The 16,813-nt window shown below is 52.6% G+C and carries 20 protein-coding genes and 1 tRNA gene; 9 read left to right on the top strand and 12 right to left on the bottom strand.

Translation table 11 applies throughout. The features are described 5' to 3' along the window. Positions 1–90: 90 nt before the first annotated feature. The gene (locus KNP71_RS02840; RefSeq protein ID WP_214755932.1) at positions 91–1,086 is read right to left on the bottom strand and encodes a helix-turn-helix transcriptional regulator; all 996 of its coding nucleotides are present in this window, start codon (positions 1,084–1,086) and stop codon (positions 91–93) included. Positions 1,087–1,201: 115 nt separating this feature from the next. Here KNP71_RS02840 and KNP71_RS02835 point away from each other — a divergent pair, with 115 nt between their 5' ends. Then, on the top strand, positions 1,202–2,047 hold the full coding sequence (locus KNP71_RS02835; RefSeq protein WP_214828041.1) for an alpha/beta fold hydrolase: 846 nt from the start codon (positions 1,202–1,204) through the stop codon (positions 2,045–2,047). 22 nt (positions 2,048–2,069) lie between these two features. Here the strand turns inward: KNP71_RS02835 and KNP71_RS02830 are convergent, their stop codons facing one another. From KNP71_RS02830 to KNP71_RS02790, 9 genes are all read right to left on the bottom strand, one after another. Beyond that, complete coding sequence (locus KNP71_RS02830) at positions 2,070–2,489, bottom strand: YhfM domain-containing protein (RefSeq protein WP_214828043.1); 420 nt, start codon at positions 2,487–2,489, stop codon at positions 2,070–2,072. 76 nt (positions 2,490–2,565) lie between these two features. Further along, positions 2,566–2,982: a YhfM domain-containing protein gene (locus KNP71_RS02825; protein ID WP_214828045.1), complete on the bottom strand. Its 417-nt coding sequence runs from the start codon at positions 2,980–2,982 to the stop codon at positions 2,566–2,568. Positions 2,983–3,063: 81 nt separating this feature from the next. After that, a complete protein-coding gene (locus KNP71_RS02820; RefSeq protein WP_214755928.1) occupies positions 3,064–3,351 on the bottom strand; it encodes a hypothetical protein in 288 nt (95 codons plus the stop codon). Positions 3,352–3,462: 111 nt separating this feature from the next. Next, the gene (locus KNP71_RS02815; protein ID WP_214828047.1) at positions 3,463–4,881 is read right to left on the bottom strand and encodes a sucrose-6-phosphate hydrolase; all 1,419 of its coding nucleotides are present in this window, start codon (positions 4,879–4,881) and stop codon (positions 3,463–3,465) included. 18 nt (positions 4,882–4,899) lie between these two features. Next, positions 4,900–6,330: a sucrose-specific PTS transporter subunit IIBC gene (locus tag KNP71_RS02810; RefSeq protein WP_214828050.1), complete on the bottom strand. Its 1,431-nt coding sequence runs from the start codon at positions 6,328–6,330 to the stop codon at positions 4,900–4,902. Then, positions 6,327–7,271, bottom strand: coding sequence for a carbohydrate kinase family protein (locus KNP71_RS02805; RefSeq protein WP_029595546.1), 945 nt, complete (start codon positions 7,269–7,271; stop codon positions 6,327–6,329). The genes KNP71_RS02810 and KNP71_RS02805 overlap by 4 nt, the downstream gene beginning before the upstream one ends. A 109-nt stretch (positions 7,272–7,380) precedes the next feature. Further along, positions 7,381–8,367 carry a LacI family DNA-binding transcriptional regulator gene (locus KNP71_RS02800; protein ID WP_214828053.1) on the bottom strand — a complete coding sequence of 329 codons (987 nt, stop codon included), beginning with the start codon at positions 8,365–8,367 and terminating at the stop codon, positions 7,381–7,383. A 47-nt stretch (positions 8,368–8,414) separates the two neighbouring features. After that, the gene (locus KNP71_RS02795; RefSeq protein ID WP_021067359.1) at positions 8,415–8,891 is read right to left on the bottom strand and encodes a GNAT family N-acetyltransferase; all 477 of its coding nucleotides are present in this window, start codon (positions 8,889–8,891) and stop codon (positions 8,415–8,417) included. An 86-nt stretch (positions 8,892–8,977) separates the two neighbouring features. Further along, positions 8,978–9,841 carry a cation diffusion facilitator family transporter gene (locus tag KNP71_RS02790; protein WP_021067358.1) on the bottom strand — a complete coding sequence of 288 codons (864 nt, stop codon included), beginning with the start codon at positions 9,839–9,841 and terminating at the stop codon, positions 8,978–8,980. 180 nt (positions 9,842–10,021) lie between these two features. Here KNP71_RS02790 and KNP71_RS02785 point away from each other — a divergent pair, with 180 nt between their 5' ends. The 5 genes from KNP71_RS02785 (at position 10,022) to KNP71_RS02765 (ending at position 14,687) form a co-directional block, all read left to right on the top strand. Then, positions 10,022–10,333 (top strand): hypothetical protein, encoded by a 312-nt coding sequence (locus KNP71_RS02785; protein WP_021067357.1) that lies wholly within the window; start codon positions 10,022–10,024, stop codon positions 10,331–10,333. A 38-nt stretch (positions 10,334–10,371) separates the two neighbouring features. After that, complete coding sequence (locus KNP71_RS02780) at positions 10,372–11,157, top strand: class I SAM-dependent methyltransferase (protein ID WP_029595547.1); 786 nt, start codon at positions 10,372–10,374, stop codon at positions 11,155–11,157. Between the two features lie 144 nt (positions 11,158–11,301). Beyond that, positions 11,302–13,674 (top strand): immune inhibitor A domain-containing protein, encoded by a 2,373-nt coding sequence (locus KNP71_RS02775; RefSeq protein ID WP_214829943.1) that lies wholly within the window; start codon positions 11,302–11,304, stop codon positions 13,672–13,674. A 110-nt stretch (positions 13,675–13,784) separates the two neighbouring features. Continuing rightward, positions 13,785–13,855: transfer RNA gene (locus KNP71_RS02770), tRNA-Thr, on the top strand. 136 nt (positions 13,856–13,991) lie between these two features. After that, positions 13,992–14,687 carry a queuosine precursor transporter gene (locus KNP71_RS02765; protein ID WP_021067354.1) on the top strand — a complete coding sequence of 232 codons (696 nt, stop codon included), beginning with the start codon at positions 13,992–13,994 and terminating at the stop codon, positions 14,685–14,687. A gap of 31 nt (positions 14,688–14,718) precedes the next feature. Here KNP71_RS02765 and KNP71_RS02760 read toward each other — a convergent pair whose 3' ends face one another. Beyond that, positions 14,719–14,967 carry a hypothetical protein gene (locus KNP71_RS02760; protein WP_029595550.1) on the bottom strand — a complete coding sequence of 83 codons (249 nt, stop codon included), beginning with the start codon at positions 14,965–14,967 and terminating at the stop codon, positions 14,719–14,721. A gap of 145 nt (positions 14,968–15,112) precedes the next feature. On the opposite strand from KNP71_RS02760, the gene KNP71_RS02755 reads away from it, so the two are divergent. The 3 genes from KNP71_RS02755 (at position 15,113) to KNP71_RS02745 (ending at position 16,585) form a co-directional block, all read left to right on the top strand. After that, positions 15,113–15,469, top strand: a complete 357-nt coding sequence (locus KNP71_RS02755) for a PilZ domain-containing protein (RefSeq protein WP_214755923.1) — start codon at positions 15,113–15,115, stop codon at positions 15,467–15,469. 87 nt (positions 15,470–15,556) lie between these two features. Further along, positions 15,557–16,189, top strand: coding sequence for a hypothetical protein (locus KNP71_RS02750; RefSeq protein WP_029595552.1), 633 nt, complete (start codon positions 15,557–15,559; stop codon positions 16,187–16,189). Positions 16,190–16,312: 123 nt separating this feature from the next. Then, complete coding sequence (locus KNP71_RS02745) at positions 16,313–16,585, top strand: hypothetical protein (RefSeq protein WP_021067350.1); 273 nt, start codon at positions 16,313–16,315, stop codon at positions 16,583–16,585. A 72-nt stretch (positions 16,586–16,657) separates the two neighbouring features. Here KNP71_RS02745 and KNP71_RS15915 read toward each other — a convergent pair whose 3' ends face one another. Continuing rightward, entirely contained in the window at positions 16,658–16,792 is a 135-nt protein-coding gene (locus KNP71_RS15915; RefSeq protein ID WP_021067349.1) for a hypothetical protein, read from the bottom strand. Positions 16,793–16,813: the final 21 nt, after the last annotated feature.

Raw genomic sequence — 16,813 nt, 5'->3', positions numbered from 1 at the left:
TCGGAATGATTAAAGGCATCCAATTCAACATCCGCCTGTCCCCTTTCTACAAGTGTCGCAAGCAGTATATCATACCTTCATTTCAATCGTTTAGTGAATGCTCGCCTTCGCATATCGTCCGGCCATCGCCTCGATCGTATCGCGCATATGGTCGCGGAGCGTCACCGGTTCAAGCACTTCGACTTGCGTCCCGAGCGACAAGAGCCAGAAGACGAAGCCGTCCGAGACGGCTGCGTCAAAACGGATCAGGAAGCGGTCACCGTCTTGCGTAATCGAGACGTCTTCGCCGAGCTTGTCGAAGATGACCGGGAGGACCCGCTCGTCGACGGCGAGGACGATTTCTTCGTCGAGCCCGTTGTACATATTGAATGACTTTTGGAAGTAGTCGTCCGGCAGATGATGCTTCATGCGCGGCGTGTCATCCTCGACGATTTCCGAGTTGACGATACGGTCGACGCGATAGTTTCGGATCTCCCCGATCGACTCATCGATACCGATCAAATAGTACTGCTCATGGTTCCAGTGCAGGTCAATCGGATTGACGACGTAACGTTCGCCGTCACGGCGGAGCGGGAACGTCCGCTTCGTGGCATCAAAGCCGACGACGTCCGTGTATTGGAACGAGATCGCCTTTTGTTCCTGAATCGCACGCTGGATGCGGTCGATATGGTACGGGATCTGTCCATGTTTCTTCTTCGGTGTTTTAATAATCGACTGGAGCGTCTCCGCTTCCGGGATGCTCGTCAGTTTTTGAAGTTTCTCGACGATCCGCTCTGTCACGTCTTCCGAGATGAACTTCGCCGCGACGATGGCATCGACCATCATCCGGAGCTCATGGATTTCAAACAAGCGGGCCGAATGCCAATATTTTTTGGCGAGGCCGTTCTTCTCGAGCTCATCCTGCACCTCGAACCCCGAATCGGTCAATGCTTGGATGTCGTCTTTCACTGATTTTTTTGCTAACTTAGAAGTATCTCCGATAGTAGATAAATATTCGAGCAAGTCTTCTAACGTCTTCGGATGGTTGTCATCTGTATGGCGTTCGAAAAACCGTCTCACCTCGAGTAACCGTTCTCGGTTGTTCACGGTTTAATCCCCTTTCATTTCTCTATGTAAAATATGTATAAACAGACAGTAGCATGTTATTTCCATGAAATAAAGTTATTTTCCATTACAATGCGTTTAAGGAGGCCATTCCGCTTTGAAACATTACGCGCACGTCAACGGCACAAAAATCGAATATATGGACCGAGGTCACGGTCCGATCATCATCCTGATTCATGGGACCCAGTCGTCAAGCCTCGAACCGTACCATGTGGACCGGCTCGTCGTGTCCGGTTTCCGGGTCATTGTCCCATCCCGTCCCGGTTACGGTGAGACTCCGTACTCATTTTCAGCCTCACCACAAGCGTTCGCCGCCAATTTACGTCGCATGATGGAAGTCATGGCCATCGATCAGTATCACGTGTACGGCATCTCGGCCGGGGGACCGACCGCCATCGAGCTCGCGTCGCAGAATGAGCATGCGCTCAGTCTGACGCTCGCAGCCGCGGTGACGAGTGTCGTCGACTTTCCGTATCGGCACTACATCAGCCGTAACGTCGCCCAACCAGCGTTCATCGCGCTACAGTTCGCCATGAGACAGTTCGTGCTCCGGGCGATTCAAAAACAACCGTTCGAAGCGACAGCCCGCATGATTCAATCGACGAGCCTGCTCGCACTCGATGTCATTCGTGACGAAGTGACCCCGTACGATATCTTCCTATTAAAACGGGTCGCGAACCAAATGGCGTTCGGTCTCGGTGCCCAGTTCGACTTGCGGCAACAAGTGACCGATGAAGCGCTGCTCGGGGTGACGTGTCCGACGTATATCGTCCACTCCAAAAATGACAAGGCCGTCCCGGTCCGCCACGCGCATCATGCGAAGCGACTCATCCCGCATGCCCAGCTCACCATCTTGAACAGCCCGGGTCATCTGATTTGGATCGGTCGTCAAGCGCGGAAGAGCGAGCAACAGATTGAACGCTTTATCCGCTTCAACTCGTAAGACGCCATTCCGGGCGTCTTTTTTAGTCGCCCGCTTCGAGCAGGTTGATCAATTCCTCCGTCACGTCCGCCGGGAGGCGGTACCCGATGTTCGTATCGTCCGCGTCGTACAGGCTACTGACGGATTTCGGATCATCGTTCAGCCAGATGTAATAGCGGTCCATCTCCCCGTCCTCGAAGTGGATTTCAATATCGTATTCAGGGCCGACCACATTGGCGACACCGGGAAGTTCGTCCGCTTCACGCAGCATGTCTTCGAATACTCGTATCGCTTCCGGTTCGTCGAACGTGACGACATCGCGCTCTTGGAAACTTGAAAAACCGTCCGATTTCGAGACGCGGACTTCTTCAATCCCATCCGTCCGAAAATCGTTCGAGCCGCAGCCAGTCAAAGTAAGGGCTAATATTATATAACCAAGAACTGACATATGACGTTGTTTCATGAATAGACTCCCTTTGTTTGTGTATGGTTGATATACGCGATGAAAGCTAGTAAAGTTCCCATCACATGTCTATCGATCACTCATCCACCCCGAGCACTTGAATCAACTGATTCGTCATGTCTGCCGACACGCGGTAGATGAGGTGCGGATGGGTCACGTCCATCAAATAGCTCGGGTGCTGCTTCTGACCGAGCCAAAGATGATACTGCGCCATCACTCCGCCTTTCCAATGAAGTTCCAGGTCAAAGTCCGGTTCCCCGTGAATGGAATCTTCGAGCGCTTCATCTGCATTGCGCAACATGTCCGCGAACGGTCTCACTTTTTCGATTCCGTTGAACATGATGAAATCCGTCTCATTGAACGAACCGATCCCTGATGACTCAGCGACTCGCGCTTGAGTCATTTCTTCGTTGTTCAATTCATTCCAGTCCGGTTCCATCAACGCTTTGATTATCGCCGAAGCCCCTGTCAACATGGCTCGATTTAATTTCATGTCCTCCACCCCATTCACGTTGATAGTCATCTTTTACGAAAATCTTGACGAAAGGTTTCACAATTTTTGACATCATATCATTCATGCCTGTTTCCGCGTTCGCTCCAAGAAAATCGGCAACAGGTTCAAGATAATAGAGATGCTGGTGAGCACCCATAATGCCCGTCCCATGCCGGGGATGACATCCGCCAATGCACCCCAATCCTCCGCTTCGACCCAGACCGACAAATAACTGTAATCTGCACACACCGTCAACGCGGTCAGCGATAACGCAAGCGCCATCGGCAGTTTATAATCTTTCCCGACGCTAAACGTATACAAATTGACCAGTGTCGCGCCAATCGCGAGCAATCCTAAAATCATCCACATGTCTAAACCGTCCCCTATCTAATATGTAAGTTATTACATATTCTCAGAGTAACACAAGCCACTTCATTTATAGACAAACAAAAAAAAGCCGAGCCGAAGCTCAGCTTGTTCTTATTGGTACGTCCAACCGGTCAGGCTCGCAGTCGCGCCTTCGTAGCGCAACTGTTTCTCAAGCTCACTAGGGAAGACGCGGAGTGTGGCGACCGCCTCACCGTCATTGACGAAGCATTCGACACTTGAAGAGTCGACGAACACGTGAAGCGACGTCACATGAATCGCTTTCGTCCGTGTCGTGCCATACTCGGTCGCGAACGGCTCGCCGGCATTCGTCCGGTCGATTGTCAATTCGCCCGCCGACGCGTCGTAACGGATGACGAGCGACTCGTCGCCGACTTGAAGCAAGTCGAGGCTGAAGTCTAAGCCGTCCGTTTTCAGCTCCAGCTCGTACCGTTCCGGTGTCGCGACGCTGATTGACGTTCCAGACGCATCGAGGAATGTGTCTTGGCGAAGCGTTGTCATCTCCGTTACCGGACGCTGCTTGAGCATCCCGTCCTCAATTGTGAGCACTCGCGGTAGCGTCAAGGCGTGTGCCCAGCCGAAGCGGTCCGTCGGATACTCGATCTCAGGCAAGCCCATCCATCCGACGAGGACGCGACGTCCGTCTTGTTCGGTCGTCTGCGGCGCATAGAAATCGAAACCGAAGTCGAGTTCCTCGAACGCGCCGTGGGTGAACGTCAACGTTTTAAGGTCGAGCTTGCCGATCAAGAATCCGGACTGATAGATGTTGTGATAGCGATGCCCGTCCGGTTCAATCCCTTGCGGCGAGAAGACGAGGACATGCTGTCCGTTCAGTTCGAACACGTCGGGACATTCCCACATGTAGCCGAACGAATCGAGTCCCGTCTTAATCTCACCGAGAAACGTCCACTCATCCAAGTCGATCGAGCGGTACAACACGACGCATCCTGTCTCGTCCGTGCGTTGTGCGCCGACGACGGCGTAATAGATGCCGTCCTCGAGCCATACTTTCGGGTCACGGAAGTGTTCCGTGTACCCGGCCGGCACGTCCGGGATCGCGACGTTCCGACGTTCGATTTTGCCGTCTCGTAATACACCGATGACCTGCGAGGCGTGACGCGTCCAGTCATCCGTCCGGTGATTGCCCGTGTACATGACGTGGAGTTCCCCGTCTTTCACGAACCCGCTACCTGAATAGGCACCGTGTGAATCTTCTTTCGTCTCCGGGACTAACGCCACCCCGCGGTCCGTCCACGTGACGAGGTCGGGCGATGTGACATGATACCAATGCTTGAGACCGTGTACCGGTCCAAGCGGGAACCACTGATAAAACATGTGATATTCCCCGTTGTAATACGTGAATCCGTTCGGGTCGTTCAGGAGTCCCGTCGGCGGTTGGATATGGTATCCGAACCGCCACGGGGAAGCCGCCGTCTTTGTGCGGAGCGTCTCCATCTCGAGGGCACTCACGTCACGTAACGAGCGATAACGCTCTGCCTTCGTCCAACTCATAACATCACTTCCTTTTTGTTAAGCTGCTTCTTTTACTGCTTCTTTTTTCGCTTGGCGTTTTGCGAGCACGAACGTCAATCCGAAGGCGACCGCGAAGGCAATGGCCATCCCGATGATATACGAGACGATTGACGCTGGTGCAATCGAGATAATCCCTGGAAGACCTGCCGCACCGAGGGCGACGGCGAGGACTTCACGTCCGACGATGAACGCCGAGGCAATTCCTGAGCCGATGATGGCCGCGATGAACGGATAGCGTAGTTTCAAGTTGACCCCGAACATGGCCGGCTCCGTGATTCCGAGGAGTGCCGAGATACCAGATGCCGAAGCGACACCTTTCATCTTTTGATCACGTGTCAAGAAGAAGACGGCGAGTGTGGCCGCACCTTGCGCGACGTTCGACATCGCTGCGATCGGGAAGATGAACGACCCGCCTGTGCGGGCGATATCCGCGAGAAGTTGTGTCTCGATGGCGATAAAGCTGTGGTGCATCCCTGTGATGACGATTGGTGCGTACAAGAGACCCATGACGAGACCGCCGAAGAAGCCGAGTGAGTCGTACGTCCAAACGAGACCGTCGATCATCAAGTTACCCGCTTCACGCGTGATCGGTCCGACGAAAGCGAACGTGACGAACGCTGTGATGAGGAGCGAGAGGAGCGGTGTGAGCAAGATATCGAGTGAAGCTGGCATGAATTTACGGATATTGATTTCAAGTTTCGACAAGATATAAGCGGATACGAGGACCGGTAACACTTGTCCTTGGTAACCGAGCTTCTCGATTTCAAAGCCGAGAATATTCCAAACCGGGATATCGCCAACCGTTGCTTGCGCGTAGGCGTTGACGAGATCCGGGTGAACCATGATCATCCCGAGCGCGGCGCCAAGGTACGGGTTACCCCCAAACCGCTTGGCGGCGGAGAAACCTATCAGGACAGGTAAGAAGACGAAGGCGGCGTTGGCGAACGTGTTGATCATCGCGGCGAGGTCGGCGATGCCAGGGTACTGGTCAATCAATGAGCTGCCTTCGAAGAACAAATCAGGTGCCGTGAGCAAGTTGTTGATCCCCATCAAGAGACCACCGGCGACGATGGCCGGGATGATCGGGACGAAAATATCAGACAACATCTTAACGAACTGTTGGAGTGGGTTGCCTTTCTTCGCACCGGCCGACTTGACGTCGCTTGTCGACATATCGCCGAGGCCTGTCAGTTGAGCGAATTCGGCGTATACCTTGTTGACCGTACCTGTACCGATGATGATTTGATATTGGCCACCCGTCGAGAACGTCCCTTTGACGACGTCTAAGGCGTCCAACTTCTTCTCATCGACTTTCGATTCGTCGTTCAAGACGAGGCGGAGCCGGGTCGCACAGTGGGCCGCGGCGGCGACGTTGTCTTTTCCGCCGATTGCCTCTAAAATCGCTTCTGCTTCTTGTCTGTAGTTCATGCTGGTTTCCCTCCTAGCGCTTCAAGCACGCGTTGTTGTGATGGTATGGCTGGAATCGCGCCGTATGCCGTGCATGTCAATGCACCGGTCACGTTCGCATATTCGATGTCCTGCAAGAGTCGGTCGTCATCCATCCCGAGTGTCGACAACCGATATAGATAGGCTCCGACGAAGGCGTCGCCCGCTCCCGTCGAATCGACGCTGTCGATTTTCACTGAAGCGATGACATCTTTGACATCTTTCGTCGCAATCAGCGTCCCGCGCGAGCCGAGCGTGATGGCGATTCGTTTCGCACCCGCTTCAAGCAGTGACGCGACCGCTTGATTCAAATCTTCAAGCCCCGTCAACAAGTGCGCCTCTTCTTCGCTCAATTTGACGAAGTCGGATTCAGCGATGAAATGGAGCGAATCTTGTTTGAACGCCTCGAGGTCGGTCACAAGCGCGTCACGGTAGTTCGGATCGAACGAGACGAACAGGCCGTCACGTTTGGCGAACTGAAGAAGTTTGAAGTAGGCGTTCTTTAACTCGCCGTCGAGGAGCGCCGTCGCCGACCCGAAATGGACGATGTCTCCAGGCTTGAATGCCGACAAGTCAATCGACTCGAACGCGTAGTCACCGTCGCTGCCGCGGCGGAACGTGAAGTCCCGTTCTCCGTCTTCTTGAATCGAGACGAACGCGAACGTCGTGTCACCTTCCTCAACGAGGTTCTCGACGCCGACACCGTTATCAACGAGCGTCTGTTTTAAAAATCGGCCGAACGGGTCAGCCCCGACTTGACCGAGGAAGCTCGAGCTTCCACCGTGTTTGCTGACGACGGCCGCGACGTTTGCCGGTGCGCCTCCTGCTTTCTTCACGAATGTCGTCCCGTTGACGAGGTCGCTCGACGCGTCCTCACAAACCCAATCAATCAATAGTTCACCAATGCAATGTACGGTATTCATCCGTCCACCTCCATGTCTGAATGTATTGCTTCGTAGCATCTGTCGAACCGGTTCCAAAAATAAATAAAAAATGTTGCGGAACCGGTTCCGCAACACAAATGTAAACGATTTAATTTAAAATGTCAACGCTTTCGCGCAGTTTTAATTCAAAAGTTGTGAACGTTTTCATCGGGATGGTGTCACCTGTTAACAACTGGAGAATCATGTCAGCCGCGTGAGAGCCGGTCCGACGGTATGGGAGGTGGACCGTCGTGATCGACGGATGGAGCACTTCGGTGAAATCATAGCCTCCAAATCCACTCACCGAGATGTCGCCCGGGACCGTTTTGCCGGCGTTGGCAAGTCCCTTCAACACGCCGAGTGCGATGTTGTCGGTCGCACAGACGACGAGTGACGCCGACAGTTCATGCCCTACCTGAGCCCCAATCGGAATCGCGTCATCGATTTTAAATGACGTCGTGTACGTCTTCACATCCGCCCCTGCCTCGTTGAAGGCGCGTAAGAAACCATCACGTCTCGTTTGACCGACGGCGATGTCGTACTCCTCGACGCCCACATAGATGATGTCGCGATGTCCCCAATCCATGAACTGCTTTCCGAGGGCGTACGCCGCGTCAAAGTCGGGATATACGAGGCTATGAACGTGTCCATGTTCCTGACCGATCAATAGGACCGGGATTTGAATGTCTTGTATTGCCTGCAAGTGTCGCTCCGTCACGGTCGTCCCGAGCCAGATGATGCCGGCCACTTTCTGTTTCGCCAAGTTATACAGTTGCTCGATTTCCCGTTCGGTCTGTTGGGCCGTGTTGACGACAAGCATTTGATACCCGCGTTCGGTCAGTCGTTCATCGATGCCCATCATGGTCCGCGAAGCAGCATAGGAATCGAGCCGCGGTACGATGACACCAATCATTTTTGTCTGTTTCGACTTCAAGCTTTGCGCGAACTGGTTCGGCTCATAGTTCGTCTCTTGGATGACGCGCTCAATCTTGTCGCGGGTCGCCTGTCCGACCGAGCCCCCGTTCAAGTAACGGGAGACGGTGCTTTTCGCGACCCCGGCCAGTTTGGCGATGTCGTTGATTGTCACTTGTTTCATCTCAAAAACCTCCATACGAAAAAACTGACGCGTTAGACGCCGTCAGTTCAATGGTTGATTACATATCGTTTTTTAAAGTTTAAATAATAAAGGCCGTTCCGTTTCTCGAAGCCGTTCTTCTCGAGGACATGGCGTACCGCTTCCTGATGCGGACTCGTCGGCGGGATGCCGGCGCGGACCGTATGCCCTTCTTTCAAATCGGACTGCTCGAGCGCGAGGCGAAGCCCTTCAGTCGCATAACCCTTGTCTTTGAATGGGTCGAACACCATCAAATCAAGCTGATAGACGCGAGCCAGTTTCAAGAGCAACACTTTTCCGACGACTTGACCATCGACACGGAGGTCGTAATAGAAGTCCTCCCCATAGCTATGGGCGTCGGCTGAGTACACCTGCTCTTCGCCCATCTCGACAAAGATGCCTTTTAACTCTTCGGCTGACATGCCGTAGGAACTTTGACCGTATTTTTTAAAATGCTCATATTCGATCTCATCAATCTGACGAATAGGTTGACGCACGATTTCCATCCCGTGCCCTCCTTAACAGTTATCTCATTGTCTTTCCACACTCATTATATACGAACGGCGCCGTGAAGCGCAAAAGATAACCGAAATCAGACCGGTTCGATGTGAATGTGGACTGTATCGACGGCATGGTGTTCGTCGAGTTCGCGCTCGATGTCATCACATAAATCGTGCGCCTCCTCGACGGTGAGGCTTCCTTCGACGGCAATCGTCACATCGAGCATGACGTGATTGCCGAGGTGGCGTCCTTTGATTTCACGGACTTCCTTGACGGCATCAAAGTGTTGGATCGTCTCTTCATACGAATCGACAAGGTCCGGTGGGAACCCGTCCGAGAGCTGATGGGTCGCGTCGAGAAAGATTTGAATCGCCGTCCGGATAATCATCCCCGCGATGAGGACGGCGAGCACCGTATCCATCCACGGCAATTTAAAGTAGGCAAACAGGACGCCGAGCGTCGCCCCGATTGAAATCATGGCGTCGGCGAGATTGTCTTTCGCTGCCGCCTTCAAGGCGAGTGACCGGGTCTGCTTGGCCAATCTCGAATTGTACGCATATACGCCGAACATGACGAGCGCACTCACGAACGCGACGACGGCCGCGAGCGGGTTCGGTTCCACGTATTCGCCCCCAATCAGAGTGGCGATACTGTTCAATAGAACGAACACCCCAACGGCGACCATGATCAGTGATGCGACGAGTGCGGCGAGTGTCTCCATCTTGGCGTGCCCGTATTTATGTTCCGCGTCCCGGGGCAGTGCGGCGATGCGAATGCCGATATAAACGGCGATTGAAGCGATGATATCGGTCGTGTTATTGAATCCGTCGGCGAGGACGGCTTCCGAATTATACAAATAACCGAATACGACTTTTAGGACAGATAAGACCAAATACGTCGTGATGGATAAAATGGCGCCTTTGAGCGCTTTTGGTGGATGAGTTGTCGACTGCATCCGACCACCTCCTTATTAGCTAAGTTAGTATACCAGTCGAATGTCGTGTGGGCATAGAGAAACAGTGTTTTCCTCAGTCAAATAAAATGGAATATATTCCCGGTAGTTTCGTCTTTCGATAATTATGGTAAAGTAAATGAGAAGATACCTAACGGTTACCCAACAAAAGAGGTGAAACGAATGTTTACAGAACGTGATGGAATCAAGCTTCGCTTGGAACAAATTGACAGATTACTCGCCGATTTGAACCGAGAAGCAAAACAGTTGATGGCTCGTCTGCGTGAACTCGACGCAAGCGGTGAAAACCCGCATGAAGTGACGCTCAAGCCGGAAGATCGTGATACGCTCAAATCGTCAATCGATGAGACGCTCGAAGCGCTTCAAAGCCGCTCGAAACGCCCGATCAACCCGAATGATGAGAAGAAGAAAGAACTCGCCTCGCATAAGGCGCTCATCGATGAATTGTCGGATTTACTCAGCAAGAAAAAATGAGACGCCTCCGCGTCTCATTTTTTCAGTAAGGAGATGCTATGACCTATATCGTTACGACTTGTTTACGCCCGACCGAGGCAACCATCGAACGGGCCGCGGCTCACGCAGCAACGTACGACGTCCGTTTTATCCCCCGACGCAAACACTCCATCGACACGTTAAAGCAACGCCACCAGACAGGCGTCCTCGTCTTTGATAAGCGCCGTGTCGAATATACCCCACTCGACGGAGATGAACCGTTCTTTTTCCACCCATCGAGCTCGGTTTTCCGTGTGAAGCAACTTGCGCGCGGTGGGAACGACCCGCTCGTCGATGCTGCCGCAATCAAACCAGGTGACCGCGTCCTCGACTGCACACTCGGGCTCGGCTCGGACAGCATCGTCCTCAGTCATGCCGTCGGTCCGACCGGTCGCGCCGTCGGTCTCGAGAGTGAGTTCGTCACCGCGATGCTCGTCAAAGAAGGCTTGACCGTCTGGGAAGAGAAACACGACGCGGTCAATGAGGCGATGCGTCGACTCGAGGTCGTCTGGACGGATGCCCTCACCTATTTGAAATCATGCCCGGACGATTCGTTCGACGTCGTCTACTTCGATCCGATGTTCGAAAAGACGATTTCAGAATCGGTTCACTTGAACCCATTACGTTCACTCGCCAACACGAATCCACTGTCTCTTGAACTCATGACGGAGGCCCGTCGTGTCGCGGCCAGACGGATTGTCCTAAAGGCTCATTTTGAGAGTGAGACGTTCGAAACGTTTGGTTTTACACGGATTGTTCGCAAAACATCCAAATTTCATTACGGCATCATTGATGTAGAGACTTGACCCCTTAGGTCTTTAGGACCAATCGGGACGAAAGTCTCTTTTTTCGATTCTTATTTTCTGAATATTGACATTAATCTGACACAAGTTTAATGTTGGATTCAAGCTCACACAATTTCCCATTATTTTCACAGGAGGTTAGTACAAATGAAAAAACGTTCCATCCGTCGTACGACGCTCGCCGTCGCGCTGACATCGGTCATGAGCGTCAGTGCGATCCCGGCCGTCGGTGCCGCTCCACTCGCCGCCTCGCCGCTACCAACCCCGAGCACGAATGCTCCATTCGATCACAACATCATTGATGAGGATCGGCTCGCCAAAGCGCTCGAGAAGCGAGGCGTCATCAAAAAAGGGCTTTCGGCCACCGAACGCCAAAAGGCCGTCGATGCCTATATCGAGAAGAAGCAAGGCAATGCGAAAGACGTCCATAAGCACGGCTTGAACGATAAAGCCGCTGAAGCAAAAGAGAAGATACATAACCAATTCGAGAAAGAATCGAAACGTCTCCTCGACAAAGCGAAAAAAGGACAAGCGAACTATCGGAAAGGCAAGCCGAACGGTCAAGTCAAAGTCGATCCTGCCCAACAGGCAGGCTATAACGGCGCCGTCCGTGAAGACAAAGTCCTCGTCCTTCTCGTCGAGTATAGCGACTTCAAACATAACAACGTCGTCCAAGAAGAAGGTTATCTCTATAGCGACAACTTCAGTAAAGAACACTACGAGCAGTATATGTTCGGCGACGAGTCGTTCGAACTGTTCAACGGTGAAAAAGTCCAAACGTTCAAACAGTATTATGAAGAGCAGTCGGGCGGCAGCTACACGGTCGACGGCACGGTTTCTGACTGGTTGACTGTCCCGGGCACAGCGAAAGACTACGGTGGTGACAATCCGGCTGGCGGGAATGACAACATCGGACCAGGTCCGCGTCAACTCGTTAAAGACACGTTGAACGCGGCAGTCGCGTCAGGATTAAACCTTGCAGATTACGATGAATACGATCTCTATGACCTCGATGGTGACGGCGACTTCAATGAGCCGGACGGCTTGGTCGACCACTTGATGATCATTCATGCTGGTACTGGCCAAGAAGCTGGGGGCGGTGTCCTCGGTGATGACGCAGTCTGGTCACACCGTTGGGTCGTCGGCAACAGTCCTTACCGCGTAGCCGGAACGACAGCAGACGTCCCGTACTGGGGCGGTCAAATGGCGGCATTCGATTACACGATTCAACCGGAAGACGGCGCAGTCGGCGTCTTCGCTCACGAATATGGTCACGACCTCGGTCTTCCAGATGAATACGACACACAATACACAGGTCAAGGCGAACCGGTCCAATCATGGTCGATCATGAGTGGCGGCAGCTGGGCTGGTAAAGTTGCAGGTACGGAGCCGACGAGCTTCTCGCCACAAAACAAAGAGTACTTCCAAAAATTGATGGGCGGCAACTGGGCGAACATCACGGAAGTTGATCTTGAAGACATCACACAACAAGGTTTCGTCTCGAAACTCGATCAATCCGTGACGAAATCGACGAACCCTGGATTGTTGAAAGTAAACCTTCCAGACAAGAAAGTAAAAGGTATCGAGCCAGCATTCGGCGAGTATTACTACTACTCGACAAAAGGCGATAACTTGCATACCGAACTCGCAACACCGACGGTCAAACTCGGCGCGGACGGTACGCTCGCTTTCGACACACGTTTCGATATCGAATTTGACTACGACTACTTGTACGTGAAAGCACTCAGCGGCGGCAAAGAAGTCGTCCTTGATGTCTACGGCGATGACAACACTGGAAACGGTGCGGAATCGACGAACGGTGCTTGGGTGAACAAATCGTACGACTTGTCTCAATTCGCGGGTCAAGACGTGCAAATCGTCTTCGAATACGTGACAGACGGTGGACTTGCCCTTGAAGGATTCGCACTCGACAACTTGTCGATTACGTCAGGCGGTCAATCGCTTCTCGCAGACGATGCGGAAGGCGCAGAGAAAGTCACACTCGACGGTTTCGTCAAGTCGGACGGCTATGACACGAAACCTCACTACTACTACCTTGAATGGCGCAACCATGAAGGTGCAGACACAGGTCTCTTGAACGGCCGTGGCGTCAAGTACAACACAGGTCTCGTCGTCTGGTATGCGGATGATTCGTTCTCAGACAACTGGGTCGGGATTCACCCGGGTGAAGGTTTCCTCGGTGTCGTCGACTCGCATCCTGAGGCCCTTATCGGCAACTTGAACGGTCAAGAAACAGTCGCTGGCAGCACGCGCTACCAGATCGCAGATGCGGCGTTCAGCTTAGATAAGACGCTCCCATGGTACATCGATTCACCGAGCCGTGGCATCTATGACTACAAAGCTCAACCAGGCGTGAAACAGTTCAACGACGCCAACACGTACATCAACTCGCTCATCCCAGATGCGGGCCGTAAACTTCCACAATACGGACTCGTCGTCGACGTCGTCGGCGAAGCGAAAGACAACTCGGCTGGAGCTGTTTGGGTCCGGACGAAGTAAGCTTGATTCAACGCACCCCCGCCCTTCTCACCATGAGGAGGACGGGGGTCTTATTATTCTAAAAAAGCTTGAAATTTCATGACAGACTGTGTAACATACTAGATGTAACCGCCTCTGTAGGTTAGTGGCAGACCTCAGCAATGGTAATGCTGCAGCACGAGTTCGATTCTCGTCGGAGGCATCAAATGAAGCGACCTTTCCTTATCAGGACAGGTCGCTTTTTCTTTTAGTCATGGAAACTGTCTTGACACAGTTTCCGTTCCTCTATAAACTTGTAAAGTTGACAGAATGAATGATTTGGAAGGAGTACGATCCCCATGCACAATGAATGGTTATGGATTCCTTCTGCCTTGCTCACGCTCGGTCTGCTCGTCCTCAGCTACAAGCTGTTCGGACGCGTCGGACTGTTCGCCTGGATTGCGATGGCCTCGGTCGTCGCCAACATCCAAGTGACGCAGCAGATTGTAATCGGTGGCTTCATCTTTACTCTCGGGAATATCGTCTACGGTTCCCTTTATTTAGCGACAGACATCTTGAATGAAAAATACGGTCGTCACACCGCCCGTAAAGGCGTCTGGCTCGGCTTCTTCATCTTGATCGTCTCGACCGTGCTCATGCAATTCGCATTGCTCTATGAGCCGTTTGAAGAGGCGTTGTTCATGCATGAGAGCTTCGAAGCGCTGTTCTCGATGCTTCCGCTCATCACGCTCGGTAGTCTCGCCGCGTACCTCGTCTCGCAGCTGTTCGACGTCTTCATCTATTCGAAGATTCGCGCCAAGACGGGTGAGAAAAAACTGTGGCTTCGGACGACCGGTTCGACCGTCGTCTCTCAGTTCATCGATACGCTCACTTTCTGTACGATCGCCTTCTGGGGCATGGAATGGGATATCTGGTGGAACATCTTCATCACGACATATGTCGCCAAGTTCATCATCGCTTGGATGGCGACGCCGTTCATGTATTATGCGAAACGGACCGTCCCACAGGACGACGAAAAAGAAGAAGCAGCCTAAGCAAAACCGCGAGCCCATCGGCTCGCGGTTTTTACTTTCCTTTGATATGGAGCCGCACCGCATAAGGGCGTGCATCTTCAAGCGACGATTTCTCCCGACAAACGGTGAGTGCCACGTACGCGTCGATGGCGAGCGCCTCGATGGCCTCGTCCGTCGCCTCGACCTCTAGTATGGTGTAGGGCGGCAGTTGCTCGATTTTGACCCACTGCCCGTGTAGATTTTTCGCGTAGATGATTGGTTCGTCGATCGAATAGCGTCGGAGTAAGTCCTTGACATTCATACGATCCCTCCTTCACCAACTCTGTCTTTCTATTATAGAAAGCGTTTGCAATTCTGTAAACCGCGCTTCCTAAATTTTGGTGGCTCCCCCCTTCACGAATCGCCACAAATAGCCGATAATCTAGGTAGAGAAATGAGGTGAACCGATGCGCTATCGACGACAAGAAACGTTTCGCTATATTTTACCGAATCCCCGCTTCATCCCATATCGCCTCATTTGGGAAGACAAAGAACTGCATGACGGGGAAGCACAACTGCTCAATATCAGTGCCCACGGTCTGAAGATGCGGTGCGACTACTTATTCCCACTTTCAGAAGGGCTGAAAGTCCAAGTCAAACTCGACCTCGTCCCGTTGATTCAACCGATCGATCTGACAGGTCACGTCCGCCACCGCGGACAAATGGGAAGCCAATATGATTACGGGATCCGACTCGAATCAGACTCAGACGAGACCCAGCAACTCGTGACGATGATTAAAGCGTATGCTCGTGAAAACCAATGAGAACGTGTCGATTGACACTTCTCATTTTTTGTTCGCTTGATTCCGGGGTATACTAATGGAAACAGAGACAGACTCGAGGTGTAGGGCATGACTAGAAAGTTTTTACTCATTCCGTGGGCCGCCGCGATCGCGATCGCGCTCCTCGGCCCGAATGAACCGTTCTCGAGCCGGTTTTTGCTCGATTTCATCACGTATAACACGGACGCCTATGAAGGATATTCGCTTTCCCTTTTCAGCATCCTAGGCGTCTATCCGCTCGCCTTGTTCCCGCTTCTTTGGTCCGAGGTGAACCAGTTGCGCCCGAACCCGCTCTTACCGGCAGCGACCGGTTTCGTCGTCGGCGGCTTCATCATCGCCCCGTACTTGGCGTTCGCGCGGCAGTCGCCTTATCCGACACCGATTAAGCCGCTCCCGACGCGACTGCTCGGGGTGCTGCTCTTGCTCGTCACGATCGGCTTGTTCATCGCCGCCTCAACGACCGGGAACGTGGCCGAGTATTGGTCTTACGTCGAACAGAACCAGTTCGTCCGGACGATGACGGTCGATTTCTTCTTGCTCGCCTTCATCCAAATCACGTTGATGAATCGGGATGCCAAGCGCTACAAGATGAGTTTGTGGCCTCTGCCTTATATCCCCTTGTTCGGTTTGTTGTTCTGGCTAATCATTCGCCATAAACAACCGTTCAACGAGGCACCACCGAACCGCCACAAATTAAAATGAGACGAGCCCCTTTCACATTCAACACGGAAGGGGCATCTCTATGGAAACCGGGATGACGGTTCCCAAATCAGGCCAGCTCCTTTATACTGAGAATTCAGCTTACAGACGAAAGAAGGTACACCAATGAGATTTTTTAAAGTGATGACGCATACGAACGACAGAGGCGAAGACATCATCTTGAGCGAATACTTCAAAATTAACGACAAACAAGTCGATCAGTTTTTGAAGGACACGCTCGAGCTTGATATGTACGACCAGAAAGTGACACTGAAAGAGTGTCAAATCGCCAAAGACCGTTGGGAATGCCCGGTCGGCGATTTCGTCGTCGTCGAGTATTTCAATGAGAAAGAATTCGACAAGATGACCGAGTATCGCAGCCCGGCACCGAAGAAATAACAGCAAAAAGGGATTTCCGACATTGATCGGAAATCCCTTTTTGTATGAATCGCCGATCAAGCATCGGCGTCCTTAGTTTGAGTCGTCATTGTCCTGTTCCGGGTCTGGATCTGGATGTTGGGTCGGTGCCGGTTTAGTGGCCGGATCTGACTCTTCATCCGGGACTGGATCTGGGTGTACCCCAGGTTGTGATTCATCACGTTTCATTGAGCATCCCTCCTCTGCATA

Source organism: Exiguobacterium sp. s56 (genome assembly GCF_018618255.1).
GTDB classification, from domain to species: Bacteria; Bacillota; Bacilli; order Exiguobacteriales; family Exiguobacteriaceae; genus Exiguobacterium; species Exiguobacterium chiriqhucha.
The sequence above is the reverse complement of the archived record's forward strand: the minus strand, read 5'-3'. Positions and strand labels throughout refer to the sequence as shown.